The 13,215-nt window shown below is 71.5% G+C and carries 12 protein-coding genes; 9 read left to right on the top strand and 3 right to left on the bottom strand.

The features are described 5' to 3' along the window. Positions 1–100 precede the first annotated feature (100 nt). The 4 genes from ABD981_RS14120 (at position 101) to ABD981_RS14105 (ending at position 3,899) form a co-directional block, all read left to right on the top strand. The gene (locus tag ABD981_RS14120; RefSeq protein WP_123955046.1) at positions 101–676 is read left to right on the top strand and encodes a M48 metallopeptidase family protein; all 576 of its coding nucleotides are present in this window, start codon (positions 101–103) and stop codon (positions 674–676) included. 115 nt (positions 677–791) lie between these two features. Next, a complete protein-coding gene (locus ABD981_RS14115) occupies positions 792–2,429 on the top strand; it encodes a TerD family protein (RefSeq protein WP_345529359.1) in 1,638 nt (545 codons plus the stop codon). A gap of 14 nt (positions 2,430–2,443) precedes the next feature. Then, on the top strand, positions 2,444–3,124 hold the full coding sequence (locus ABD981_RS14110) for an AIM24 family protein (protein WP_046907374.1): 681 nt from the start codon (positions 2,444–2,446) through the stop codon (positions 3,122–3,124). Between the two features lie 19 nt (positions 3,125–3,143). Beyond that, on the top strand, positions 3,144–3,899 hold the full coding sequence (locus ABD981_RS14105; protein ID WP_046907373.1) for an AIM24 family protein: 756 nt from the start codon (positions 3,144–3,146) through the stop codon (positions 3,897–3,899). Positions 3,900–3,963: 64 nt separating this feature from the next. On the opposite strand, the gene ABD981_RS14100 is transcribed toward ABD981_RS14105, so the two are convergent. Together ABD981_RS14100 and ABD981_RS14095 are read right to left on the bottom strand one after the other, a co-directional pair. Continuing rightward, positions 3,964–4,485, bottom strand: coding sequence for an NUDIX hydrolase (locus tag ABD981_RS14100; protein WP_046907372.1), 522 nt, complete (start codon positions 4,483–4,485; stop codon positions 3,964–3,966). Further along, positions 4,482–5,900 carry a zinc-dependent metalloprotease gene (locus tag ABD981_RS14095; protein ID WP_046907371.1) on the bottom strand — a complete coding sequence of 473 codons (1,419 nt, stop codon included), beginning with the start codon at positions 5,898–5,900 and terminating at the stop codon, positions 4,482–4,484. The genes ABD981_RS14100 and ABD981_RS14095 overlap by 4 nt, the downstream gene beginning before the upstream one ends. Positions 5,901–6,112: 212 nt before the next feature. Between ABD981_RS14095 and ABD981_RS14090 the strand changes: the two genes are divergently transcribed. From ABD981_RS14090 to ABD981_RS14075, 4 genes are all read left to right on the top strand, one after another. Next, complete coding sequence (locus ABD981_RS14090; RefSeq protein ID WP_046907370.1) at positions 6,113–7,222, top strand: SDR family oxidoreductase; 1,110 nt, start codon at positions 6,113–6,115, stop codon at positions 7,220–7,222. Positions 7,223–7,301: 79 nt separating this feature from the next. Next, the gene (locus tag ABD981_RS14085) at positions 7,302–7,775 is read left to right on the top strand and encodes a molybdenum cofactor biosynthesis protein MoaE (protein WP_046907400.1); all 474 of its coding nucleotides are present in this window, start codon (positions 7,302–7,304) and stop codon (positions 7,773–7,775) included. A 182-nt stretch (positions 7,776–7,957) separates the two neighbouring features. Continuing rightward, a complete protein-coding gene (locus ABD981_RS14080; RefSeq protein ID WP_046907369.1) occupies positions 7,958–8,197 on the top strand; it encodes a hypothetical protein in 240 nt (79 codons plus the stop codon). Positions 8,198–8,240: 43 nt separating this feature from the next. Next, on the top strand, positions 8,241–9,329 hold the full coding sequence (locus ABD981_RS14075; RefSeq protein ID WP_046907368.1) for a YlbL family protein: 1,089 nt from the start codon (positions 8,241–8,243) through the stop codon (positions 9,327–9,329). A gap of 49 nt (positions 9,330–9,378) precedes the next feature. Here ABD981_RS14075 and ABD981_RS14070 read toward each other — a convergent pair whose 3' ends face one another. Next, complete coding sequence (locus tag ABD981_RS14070; protein ID WP_046907367.1) at positions 9,379–9,933, bottom strand: PPA1309 family protein; 555 nt, start codon at positions 9,931–9,933, stop codon at positions 9,379–9,381. Positions 9,934–10,200: 267 nt separating this feature from the next. Between ABD981_RS14070 and ABD981_RS14065 the strand changes: the two genes are divergently transcribed. Then, positions 10,201–13,161, top strand: a complete 2,961-nt coding sequence (locus ABD981_RS14065) for a UPF0182 family membrane protein (protein ID WP_046907366.1) — start codon at positions 10,201–10,203, stop codon at positions 13,159–13,161. Positions 13,162–13,215: the final 54 nt, after the last annotated feature.

Raw genomic sequence — 13,215 nt, 5'->3', positions numbered from 1 at the left:
GGGCGGCGGGTTCGGCGCGGAAAGTTGTCCACAGGGCCGTGGCATTAATCATTTGAATGGCGCGGGACTTCCCGCGCCGCCAGCGGGTAACGTCGGGCCCGTGCCGGCCGACCCACAGCGCAGCGTGACGAGCGATCCGCCCCGCGGTTCCGGGACGAGTGCGGTCGAGGTCCGCAGAAGCTCCCGCCGGAGCAGAACCGTCTCCGCATACCGCGAGGGCGACCGGACCATCGTGCTCATCCCGGCCCGGATGTCGGAGGCCGAGGAGCAGCGCTGGGTCACGGTCATGCTGGACAAGCTGGCGGCCCAGGAGAGCCGCGGCGTCCTCGGCGACCGCGAGCTGACCGAGCGCGCCGAACGCCTGGCCGAGCAGTACTTCGGCGGCCGGGCCCGCCCCAGCTCCGTGCGCTGGGTGACCAACCAGAACACCCGCTGGGGCTCCTGCACGCCCTCCGAGGGCAGCATCCGCCTCTCCCACCGGCTCCAGGGCATGCCCGAGTACGTCGTCGACTACGTCCTCTGCCACGAGCTGGCCCACCTGCTGGTGCCCGGTCACGGACCGCGCTTCTGGCGGCTCCTGGAGGCCTACCCGCGCACCGAGCGGGCCCGCGGCTATCTGGAGGGCGTGGTGGCCGCCGGCCGGCTCCCGCACCCGCCGGCCGCCCGGGAGGAGTGATTCCGGAAGTGCTCCGGTTCTGTACCGAATGCGTTCGGGCTTGGCTCAATGCCGTGGTCAGCCGTTAGCCTGGCGCGACGCAATCGTGAATCGGGATGGGGGACGGTCGTCACATATGGCCAGGGAATTCCAACGCGGCCACAAGGCCAAGATCAGTGATCTCACGGCGGGCACCGATCTGTACGTGGGCGTGCAGATCGCGGCGCCCGGCCTGACCTTCGACATCAGCTGCTTCGGCCTCGACGCGGACGAGCGGCTCTCCGACGACCGGTACTTCGTCTTCTTCAACCAGCCGAAGTCGCCCGAGGAGTCCATCCAGCTGCTCGGCGCCCAGGCGGGCGACACCGAGTCCTTCCGCGTCACCCTCGACCGGGTGCCCGCGCACATCCACAAGCTGTCGTTCACCGCGACGATCGACGGCGCCGGGCAGATGTCGCAGGTCGGCCCCGGCTGGATCAGGATCGTCGCGGGCGGCGAGGAAGTCGCCCGCTACGCCTTCACCGGTGCGGAGTTCTCCACCGAACGCGCGGTCATGCTCGGCGACTTCTACCTGAAGGACGTCTGGCGCTTCGCCGCCGTCGGCCAGGGCTTCGACGGCGGCCTGGAGGCGCTGCTCCGGAACTTCGGCGGCGAGGTCGCCGAGGAGGAGCCGGCCCCGCAGCAGGCCCCCGCGTCCGCCCCGGGCTTCGCCCCGCCCGGCCAGGCCGCCGCGCCGCCGGCCTTCGGCGCGCCCGCCGCGCCCGCCGCCCCCGCTCCGGCCCCCGCCTTCGGCGCCCCGCCGGCCCCGGCCCCCGCTCCGGCGCCCGCGCCGGTGCACACCGCGCCGACGATGGTCGCGCCGCTGGCGCCCCCGGCCCCGGCGCCCGCCCCGGCCCCGCCCGCCCCGGCGCCCGCGCCGTACGGGCAGCCGCCGCAGCCCCCGCAGTACGGCCAGGTGCCCGGCCAGACCCCGCCGCCCGGGGTCTACGGCCAGCCGGCCCCCGCCCCGTACGGCCAGCCGCAGTACGGCCAGGTCCCGGGGCAGCCCCCCGGCCAGTTCCCTCCGCAGCACGGGATGCCGCCGGGCGTCCCGCAGGGCGCCCCCGCCGCCGGCGCCGGGCTCGCCGCCGCGCTCGCGCCGTACAAGGAGGCCGCGACCGGCGCCCGCTGGACCCCGCAGAACCAGCAGCTCATGCGGGTCGACCTCGCCATGGGCGGCGCCCCCGTGCTCGCCCGCCAGGGCTCGATGGTCATGTACCAGGGCAAGGTGGACTTCGCCTACAAGGGAGCCGGATTCGCCGGCCGGATCGTCGGCAACGCCACCGGCCAGGAGATGCAGCTGATGCGCTGCACCGGCCGCGGCCAGGTCTTCCTCGCCGAGAACGGCGCCCATCTGCACCCGATCGAGCTCCAGGGCGACGGCATCTGCGTCTCCGCCGAGAACGTGCTCGCCTTCGACGAGTCGCTCCAGTACGAGGTCCGCCGGATCGAGGGCCACGGCATCCCCGGCGGCGCCCTCTTCACCATGCAGTTCCAGGGCGCCGGCACCGTCGTCGTGAAGACCCACGGCGTCCCCGTCGTGCTGCCCGTCACGCCGACCACCTTCGCCGACTGCAACGCCGTCGTCGCCTGGTCGTCCGCCTCCCAGGTCATCCTCTCCAGCCAGGTCCGGCTGCGCCGCAACGCGTACCCCGGCCACAGCGGGGAGACCGTGAACCTCCAGTTCCGGGGCGCCCCCGGCAACTTCATCGTCGTCCAGCCCTACGAGGTCTGAGGGAGCCCGGAACCATGAACCAGCAACTCGCGGGCTACGCCCCGACCCCCGTCACGGCCCGCATGGAGAACCACGGGCGCTCCATGCTCAAGGTCGCCATGGCCACCGGCCAGGACCTCTACGCGCGCACCGGCTCGATGATCGCCTACGAGGGCTTCATCACCTACGAGCCCAACCCGCCCGCCGTCCGCCAGGTCGCCCAGCAGTGGCTCACCGGCGAGGGCGCCCCGGTCATGAAGTGCTCCGGCGACGGACTGCTCTACCTGGCCGACTACGGCGCCGACGTCGTCGTCATCAACCTGAACAACGAGTCCCTGTCCGTCAACGGCAGCAACCTGCTCGCCTTCGACGCCCACCTCCAGTGGGGCGTCGAGCGGGTCAAGGGCCTCGCCAAGTTCGCCGGCCAGGGCCTGTTCAACGTCCAGGTCGCGGGCACCGGCTGGGTCGCCCTCACCTCGCGCGGCACCCCGATCGTCGTCGACTGCGGCCGCGGCGACGACGAGACCTACGTCGACCCGGACGCGCTCGTCGCCTGGTCCCCGGCGCTCAAGGTCAAGGGCAAGCGCAGCTTCAAGGCCTCCTCCCTCATCGGGCGGGGCAGCGGCGAGGCCTACCAGATGGCCTTCTCCGGCCAGGGAATCGTCGTCGTACAGCCGAGCGAGGACAGCTCCGACCGCCTTCGGGTCCGGGGCTGAGGGGGAGCGAGAACACATCATGCAGAGCCCGCTTTTCAACCACGCCGAACAGCAGAGCCAGGAACGGTACGTCATCCAGAACCCGCAGCTGCTGCGGGTCACCCTGGGCGGCCAGGACGACATCCTGGCCCGCAAGGGAGCGATGGTCGCCTACCAGGGACTCGTCGACTTCGACGGCGAGTACCAGTCCGCCAACCAGCGCCGGGCCCGCGCCCGCACCGGTGAGGGACTCGACCTCATGCGCTGCTCCGGCCAGGGCACGGTCTACTTCGCCAACCTCGCCCAGGACATCCACGTGGTGGACGTCGAGCAGGAGGGCCTGACCGTCGACAGCTCCTACGTGCTCGCGCTCGACTCGACGCTGCACACCGAGGTCATCGCCGTGGACAGCCAGTACGGGGTCTCCGGCACCGGCAAGTACCAGCTGAACATCTCCGGCCGCGGCAAGGTCGCCCTGATGACCTCGGGCCAGCCGCTGATGATGCAGGTCACGCCCGACAAGTACGTCAGCGTCGACGCCGACGCGATCGTCGCCTGGTCCACCGGGCTGCGGGTGCAGATGCAGGCCCAGACGCACAACTCGGGCGTCCGCCACCGCCGCGGCGGCACCGGCGAGGGCTGGGAGCTCAGCTTCCTCGGCCAGGGCTTCGCCCTGGTCCAGCCGAGCGAGGTCATGCCGCCGCAGCACGCCGCCATCGGCCAGGGCCTCGCCGCCCAGTACGGCGTCGGCCAGCACGGCGCCCACGCCCAGAACCAGAACAACGCCTGGAGCTGACGCGCAGCACGGCAACGGTAAGGGGCGGTCGCCCAGGCGACCGCCCCTTACCCGTGGGCAGGTGTCAGAGGCGCCGCAGCGTGCTCTCCAGGAGCCGCACCACCGAGGTGTCCGCCACGTCCGCCACCTCGTCGTACGCGAACCAGCGCAGGTCCAGCGACTCGTCGCTGATCGCCGCCTCCGCGCCCGCCGGGGCCAGCGCCGCGTACTGCACGTCCAGGTGCCAGTTGCACGGAGCCGGGATCGGGTGCCGGTCGAGCCGCACCGGGCCGCCCGGCAGCAGGGTCAGACCCGCGACACCGGACTCCTCCGTCGCCTCGCGCAGCGCCGCGGCCTCGACCGTCGGGTCGCCCGGCTCGCAGTGGCCGCCCATCTGCAGCCACATGTTCAGCTTCTTGTGCAGGGTCAGCAGCACCCGCCCGCGCGAAGGGTCGATCACCAGCGCGCTGCTGGTGAGGTGACCGGCCGCGCACGGCTTGTACATGCCGTCCGGGTGCTCCGCGAGGTGCGCCAGATAGACGTCGCGCAGCTCCGGCTGGTCCCCGTACTCCTTCAGGACGAGGACCGCGTCGTCGTACAGGCTCACTCGGACGAACCGCCCTTGCCCTCGTCCTCCGCGTCGCCCTTGGCGGCCTCGCCGAGCATCTTGTCCAGCTCGGAGAAGTCCAGGTGCTCCCGGTGCACGAAGCCGTCCGGGTCGTCCAGGTCGGTCGCCGTCGGCAGCATGTCCGGGTGCTCCCACAGCGCGTCCCGGCCGTCCGTCCCGCGCGCGTCCGTGAGCGAGGCCCACAGCCGGGCCGCGTCCCGCAGCCGGCGGGGCCGCAGCTCCAGGCCGATCAGCGTCGCGAAGGTCTGCTCCGCGGGGCCACCGGTCGCCCGGCGCCGGCGCAGCGTCTCGCGCAGCGCGTCCGCCGAGGTCAGACGGGTCTTGGCGGCCTCGTGGACCACCGCGTCCACCCAGCCCTCGACCAGCGCGAGCGCCGTCTCCAGACGGGCCAGGGCCGCCTTCTGCTCCGGCGTGTCCTCCGGCTGGAACATGCCCTGCTGGAGAGCCTCCTGCAGCTGCTCGGGGTGGGTCGGGTCCAGCTGGCCCACCGCCTCCTCCAGCTTGGAGGTGTCGACCTTGATCCCGCGGGCGTAGCCCTCGACCGCGCCGAACAGGTGCGAGCGCAGCCACGGCACGTGCGCGAAGAGGCGCTGGTGCGCGGCCTCGCGCAGGGCCAGGTAGAGCCGGACCTCCTCCGGCGGGACGCCCAGGTCCTTGCCGAAGGCCTCGACGTTCAGCGGCAGCAGCGCCGCCCGGCCGGCCGGGCCGAGCGGCAGACCGACGTCCGTCGAGCCGACGACCTCGCCCGCGAGCGCGCCCACGGCCTGCCCGATCTGCTGGCCGAACATGGCGCCGCCCATGGAGCGCATCATGCCGATCAGCGGGCCCGCCATGGCCTGCATCTCCTGGGGCAGCACGTCACCCATCGCCGTGCCGACCCGCTCCGCGACCGGGTCGACCAGCTGCTGCCAGGCCGGCAGGGTCGCCTCGACCCACTCGGCACGGCTCCAGGCCACCGCCGTGTTCGCGCCCGAGGGCAGCGAGGTCGCCTGGTCCAGCCACAGGTCGGCCAGGCGCACCGCCTCCTCGACCGCGGACTTCTCGGCCGGGCCGACGCTGGCGTCCTTGGTGCCGTCGGGCGTGCCCTGGGCGACCACCTGGCGCGCGATCTGCTTGGCCATGTCCCAGTTGACCGGGCCGCCCTCGTAGCTGAGCATCTGGCCGAGCTGCTGGAAGGCCGCGCCCAGGTCCTGGGGGTTCAGCGACCCGAACATCGCGGCGAACGGGTTGTCCCCGCCCGCGCCGCCCATGCCGGGCAGCCCGCCGAAACCGAACGGGTTTCCGCCCTGGCCACCGGACCCCTGGCCACCTCCGGCGGGGTCCTTCTTCTTGCCCTCGTCGCCGTTCTCCGGCTCCTCCGGCGGAAGGCCGAATCCGAATGGGGTGTCACTCACAGGTTTCCTCGGCTCGTAGGGCCGCCGGCTTTCTCTTCCGACGGCGGGTTCTCGGCTCGGCTCGCCTCCCCGACTCCACACCACCAGCGTAGACATCCGTGCCGGATCCGGGCTCGGTGCTCCGCCGGGCCGACGGCTGCGGCAGGATGGACGCCACCTGGTACGTACGCGTCATTCACGCACGTACTGAAGACAACCGCTGGAGACGCCCGGTGAGTTCCCCAGATCCTCAGGTTCGCGCAGCGCGAAACCACTCGGCCAGGTCCGCCGCGCGCGGCCCCGTCGTCGCGGTCACCGGTGCCGCGACAGGCGTCGGCGACCTCCTGACCAGGCGTCTCGCCGCCTCGGAGGAGATCAAGCAGGTCATCGCCATCGACGAGCGCCGGGGCGAGGTGTCCGAGGCCCAGTGGCACATCCTCGACGTACGCGATCCGGCCATCGCCGAGAAGCTGCGCGGCGCGGACGTGGTCGTGCACCTGGCCGTCGACCTCGACCTGGAGACCGACCCGGCCGCCCGGACCGCCTACAACGTGCGCGGTACCCAGACCGTGCTCACCGCCGCCGCCGCGGCCGGGGTGCACCGGGTGGTGCTGTGCACCTCCACGATGGTCTACGGGGCCCTGCCCGACAACGACATCCCGCTCTCCGAGGACGCCGAGCTGCGCGCCACCGCCGAGGCCACCGGGGTCGGGGACCTCCTGGAGATCGAGCGCCTGGGACGCCGCGCGCCCCGCGCCCACCCCGGACTCAACGTGACCGTGGTGCGGCCCGCCGTCCTGATCGGCGGTACGGACACGGCGCTGACCCGCTACTTCGAGTCGCCCCGGCTGCTCGTCGTCGCCGGATCCCGCCCCACCTGGCAGTTCTGCCACGTCGACGACCTGGTCGGCGCCCTGGAGTACGCGGCCCTGGAGAAGGTCGACGGCGAGTTCGCGGTCGGCTGCGAGGGCTGGCTGGAGCAGGAGGAGGTCGAGGAGCTGTCCGGCATCCGCCGCATGGAGTTGCCCTCGGCCGTCGCCCTGGGCGCGGCTGCCCGGCTGCACCGGATCGGGCTCACCCCGTCCCCGGCGGGCGACCTGGCGTACACCATGCACCCCTGGGTGGTCAGCGTCGGGCGGCTGCACGACGCCGGCTGGCGGCCGCAGTGGACCAACGAGGAGGTGCTCGCCGCGCTCCTGGAGGAGGTCCAGGGCCGGCACACCGTCGCCGGACGCCGGCTCGGGCGCAAGGACGCGACGGCGGCGGGCGCGGCCGGTGCCACGGTGGCGCTGCTCGGCACGGCGGCCCTGGTCCGGCAGATGCGGAAGCGGCGCGGCCTGTAGGACCCTCCTACGGAGGGCCGGCGCCGCCGGTCGAAAGCGCTATTCCGCGATGTCCGTGCGGTGCGGCACGATGGACGGCATGGCAGACACGCACGCCCACCCGAGCGACCACCCCGGCGAGCTGGGCGCGGACGACCCGATCAGGCTCCTGGCGATCCGCGACACCCCGCTCTCCGTCGACGAGGTCTTCCGCGCGGTCGGCGACGACGCCGCCGGCGGCACGACCCTCTTCGTGGGCACGGTCCGCAATCACGACGGCGGTGCCGACGTCGACGCCCTGGGCTACTCCTGCCACCCCAGCGCCGAGGCCGAGCTGCGCCGGGTCGCCGAGAAGGTCGTGGCCGACTACCCGGTCCGCGCCCTGGCCGCCGTCCACCGGGTGGGTGACCTCCGTGTGGGTGACATCGCGGTCGTCGTCGCCGTCTCCTGCCCGCACCGCGGCGAGGCCTTCGAGGCCTGCCGCAAGCTCATCGACGACCTCAAGCACGAGGTCCCGATCTGGAAGCACCAGACCTTCTCGGACGGTACCGAGGAGTGGGTCGGCGCCTGCTGACGCGCTCGCCCGGGGAGTCTCGCGAACACGAGGAGTGAGGGCCCGCTGGCAAGGAGCCACGCCGACGACCTGTAGTCGAACGCCCCGATTTGCGTAACCGCCCCCCAGGCATGAGCGTTGATTCCGCGGATGAATAATCTGCTGATCAACTCACTGGGGACCATCGGGGATGGGAGGTCGGGATGGCAGCGCTCGCCTGGTTGCTGATTCCGCTTTTCGCAGTCGTCGGCGCGGCGATATGGGGAAGCTGGGCTTCACGCAACAAGACCATCGGTGACGTCGCCGAGCTCGCGGGCTACGCGAGGTTCCGGGACGCCATGGAGCGGTCCCACACGACCGCCTCCGCTTCGGCCCGCCCGGAGCACGAGCCGGCCCCCGCGGCCGCGGCGCCGACCCCCGCCACGAGCACCACCACCGGCTGAGCCCCGAAGGCGCACTCACAGGCCGGTCCCGTACTGTCGTTCCATGCCACGCCGCACCGCGACGATGCTCGCCTCCACCCTGGTCCTGATCACGCTGCTCTGCGTGGGCGTCCTCATCCCGGTGCCGTACTCGGAGATGAGCCCCGGTCCGACGGTGAACACGCTCGGCGAGGCACGCGGCGAGCCGGTCCTCCAGATCTCGGGTCGTCAGACCTACCCGACCACCGGCCACCTCAACATGACGACGGTCCGGGTCACCGGCGCGGACTACAACATGAACGCGGTCGAGGCCGTCTACGGCTGGCTCGCCCACGACAGCGTCGTGGTCCCGCACGACACGCTCTACCCGGACGGCAAGACCGAGGAGCAGTCGAGCCAGGAGAACGCCGAGGAGTTCAGCCAGTCCCAGGAGAGCGCCAAGGTCGCGGCCCTCGGGGAGCTGGGCATCCCGGTGACCACCCGGGTCGTCGTCGCCACCGTCGTCAAGGACACCCCCGCCGAGGGCAGGCTGCACGCCGGCGACGTGATCCGCGCGGTCGACGGGGTGGCCGTCAAGGAGCCCGGCGACGTCGCCAAGCAGGTCACCAAGCGCAAGCCCGGTGAGGACGTCGAGTTCACGATCGTCCCGGCCAAGGAGGCCGCCGCGGCCGAGAAGGCCCACAAGGACGCCACGACGACCCAGAAGGTGGTCATCACCACCGTGAAGTCACAGGAGGGCGACCGGGCCATCGTCGGCATCCAGGCCGGCACCGACCACGTCTTCCCGTTCACCATCGACATCAACCTGGCCGACGTCGGCGGCCCCAGCGCCGGTCTGATGTTCGCGCTCGGCATCGTCGACAAGCTCACCCCCGAGTCCCTGACCGGCGGCAAGTTCATCGCCGGCACCGGCACCATCGACGACAAGGGCAAGGTCGGCCCGATCGGCGGCATCGAGATGAAGCTGGTCGGCGCGCGGGACGCGGGCGCCGAGTACTTCCTCACGCCGGCGGACAACTGCGCGGCCGCGGCCGCCGACACGCCCGACGGCCTCACCCTCGTCAAGGTGGGCACCATCGACGACGCGACCAAGGCCCTGGAGAAGCTGCGCAAGGGCGACACCGCGTCCCTGCCCAGCTGCTCCAAGAGCTGAACCCCGGGCTTCCGGGCTCCTCCGGGCTCTTCCGGGCGACCGGCGCCGCTCAGGAGGCGAAGGTCGCCGACAGCGCCTCGGCGAGACCCGGCACCAGGTCGGGGCCGGTGAGCACCTCGTTCGGCGAGTCCTTCTCGCGCAGCCGGATCGCCGCCTCGCGGGAGCCGTCGCGCAGCACGGCCACGGTCATCCGGACCTCCTGGCGGTCCGGGTGCCGGGCCACCCACTTGGCCAGCGCGGCCCCGCCCAGGTCCTTGGGCACGGCGGCCTCGGCGGACGGCGGCAGCATCATCCGCTCCACGGTCAGCGCGCAGCCGGTCACCGCGTCGGGCCAGGCGATCGTGCCGAGGAACTCGTCGAGGGCCTTGCCGCGGGGCAGCTGGTCCTGCTCGATCGGGGTGTAGCCGGCGGCGGCCTCGGCGCCGAGGCCGAGCTGGGAGGCGAGCGAGGGCTCCTGGGCGCGCAGCTTGGCGGTGTCGACCAGGGCGAAGAGACGGGCCGGCTGGTCCCAGCCGAGGCCCGAGGCGTACTCGTCGATCTCGAGCACGGCGCGGGTGAGGGGGCTCGCGGCCATCTGGGGGCCGGAGGGGGAAACGTTGGACATGGACAACATCCTCCCCCCTCTTCCGCGGAACTTCCGCCGAGGGAGCACCCGGGGAGCACCCGGGGAGCACCCAGGGACCACCCGGGGACCACCCTCGGGCCACCCGGGGAAGACCAGGGGGCACCCGAGGAGTACGGGCGGAACGCCCAGAACGGTGGGAGCGACGGGAACTCGGTAAAGCCTCAGTAAGTTGCACCAGTGGGCTCTACGATCGCGGAGCCTGCTTATCGACGCATCAACCTCGAGGGGCGCACGTTGGCTTTCCAGATGCCGGACCGCGGAGGCGGCACAGGTCCGTCCGGGCCAAGGATCAGAGTCGGCCGGCCGTCCCGGCGGGCCCGTACGCTGCTCATGACGCTGGGCGTGCTGGCCGTCCTCGCCATGCTGTTCGTGATGTTCGCCGGATTCTGGACGGACTGGCTCTGGTTCCGTTCCGTCCATTACTCGTCCGTGTTCACCACCACGCTGTGGACCAAGATCGGACTCTTCCTGGTCTTCGGTCTGCTCATGGCGCTGGCCGTCGGACTGAACATCTGGCTGGCGTACCGGCTGCGGCCGCCGCTGAGCGCGATGTCGATGGAGCAGCAGAGCCTCGACCGCTACCGGATGGGTCTCGCCCCCTTCAAGAAGTGGGTGCTGCTCGCCGTCACGGCCCTGGTCGGCCTGATCGCCGGCGCCTCCGCCTCCGGGCAGTGGCGCACCTGGCTGATGTGGGTGAACGGGGTCTCCTTCGGGCAGAAGGACCCGCAGTTCCAGCTGGACGTGGCGTTCTACGCCTTCGACCTGCCCTGGTACCGCTTCCTGCTCGCCTTCGGCTTCGGCGCCACCGTGCTCTCGCTGATCGCGGCGGCCCTCACGCACTACCTGTACGGCGGACTGCGCGTCACCAGCCCGGGCGCCCGCGCCACGGCGGCGGCGACCGGACACCTGTCGGTGCTGCTGGGCGTCTTCGTGTCGCTGAAGGCCGTGGCGTACTGGCTGGACCGGTACGGCCTGGCGGTGAAGTCCAGCGACTTCAAGGCCACCGGCAACTGGACCGGCCTGCGGTACGTGGACGCCAACGCCTACCTTCCGGCGAAGACGATCCTGTTCTGCATCGCGGTGATCTGCGCCCTGCTGTTCTTCGCCACCCTGTGGCGGCGCACCTGGCAGCTCCCGGTGATCGGCTTCGGCCTGATGGTGCTGTCGGCGATCCTGATCGGCGGCCTGTACCCGGCCATCGTGCAGAAGTTCCAGGTCCAGCCGAACGAGCAGGCCAAGGAAGCGCCGTACATCCAGAAGAACATCGACGCGACGCGCAAGGCGTACGACATCGACTCCACCGAGCCGGAGAACTACTCGGGCAAGTCGACGGTCAAGGCCAAGGACCAGCTCCGCGCGGACGCCGACACGGCGGCCAGCTACCGGCTGATCGACCCGAACATCGTGTCGCCGACCTTCCAGCAGCTGGAGCAGAAGCGGAAGTACTACCAGTTCCCGCTGACCCTCGACGTCGACCGCTACCAGGGCAAGGACACCGTCGTCGGCCTGCGTGAGCTGAACATCAAGGGCATCCCGAAGCGGAACTGGATCAACGACCACTTCACCTACACCCACGGCTACGGCGCGATCATGGCCACGGGTACCCAGACGGACGCCAACGGGTCGCCGATCTTCACCGAGTCGGGGCTGCCGACCACGGGCATGCTCGGCCCGTACGAGCAGCGCATCTACTACGGCGAGAAGACCGACCAGTACTCGATCGTGGGCGGGCCCCAGAAGGAGCTCGACTACGAGGAGAACGGCGAGAAGACCACCAGCTACCAGGGCAACAGCGGGGTCAGCCTCTCCAACACCTTCAACCGCGCCGCCTACGCGGTCGCGTTCAGCGAGCCGCAGATCCTCTACTCGGGGGCCATCGGCGACGGCTCGCGGATCCTGTACAACCGCACGCCCAAGGAGCGCGTCGAGGCGGTCGCCCCCTGGCTGACCATCGACGGCGACGCCTACCCGGCGGTCGTGGACGGGCGCATCCAGTGGATCGTCGACGCGTACACCACCACCAACGGCTACCCGTACGCCTCGCGCACCACCCTCGGCGACACCACGGCCGACTCCCTGACGGTCGGCAACCAGCAGCGCGCGGTCGTCGCCCAGCAGAACCAGGTCAACTACATCCGCAACTCGGTGAAGGCCACCGTCGACGCCTATGACGGCACGGTGAACCTCTACCAGTGGGACGAGCAGGACCCGGTCCTCAAGACCTGGATGAAGGCCTTCCCCGGCACGGTCAAGGACCGTTCGGAGATCGACGCCGACCTCATGAAGCACCTGCGCTACCCGCAGGACATGTTCAAGGTCCAGCGCGAGCTGCTCACCCGCTACCACGTGCAGGACCCGGCCCAGTTCTACAGCGGCTCGGACGCCTGGCAGGTGCCGGACGACCCGACCAACAAGGACGGCAACGCGGTTCCGCCGTACTACCTGAGCATGAAGATGCCCGGGGAGCCGTCCGAGCAGTTCTCTCTGACGACGACGTTCACCCCGGCCGGGCGGCCCAACCTGGGCGCCTTCATGGCGGTGGACGCCGACGCCAACAGCAAGGACTACGGCAAGATAAGGCTGCTGAGAGTCACCTCGGACGTCCCCGGACCCCAGCAGGTGCAGAACAAGCTCAACAGCCTTCCGTCCGTGGCGACCTTCGTGCGGGACATGAAGGGCGCCGACTCCGACATCCTGTACGGCAACCTGCTCACGGTGCCGCTCGACGGCGGCTTCCTCTACGTCGAGCCGGTGTACGCCCAGGGCCGCAACGCGCAGTACCCGCTGCTGAAGAAGGTCGCGGTGTCCTACGTGGACGCGGACCAGCCGGACGGGGACACCACCAAGGACACCACGGTGTTCGAGAACACCCTCACGGAGGCGCTGAACGCGGTCTTCGGGGTCGAGGGCAACACCCCGCCGCCGACCCAGCCGCCGGGCACGACCAAGCCGACGCCGCCGGCGAGCAACGACGCCGCGCTCAAGCAGGCGATCGCGGACGCGCAGAAGGCGTACGACGACGGCGAGGCCGCCCTCCAGAAGGGCGACTGGACGGCGTACGGCAAGGCCCAGGCGGACCTGCAGGACGCGCTGCAGCGCGCGGCCGACGCGGGGGCGAAGCTCCAGACCCCCGCCGGGGGCGCCAAGCCCACGCCGAAGGCCACCCCGAGCAGCTCGGCGAGCCCGCCGGCGAACCCGGGGGGATGAGGACCGCAGACCGGCCCGGTCAGCCCCGCCCCCGCGTCGTGATAGGTTGTACCT

The organism is Streptomyces showdoensis, from assembly GCF_039535475.1.
Taxonomy (GTDB): Bacteria; Actinomycetota; Actinomycetes; order Streptomycetales; family Streptomycetaceae; genus Streptomyces; species Streptomyces showdoensis.
Note: the sequence above shows the minus strand (reverse complement) of the source record. Positions and strands in the feature narration are given on the sequence as shown.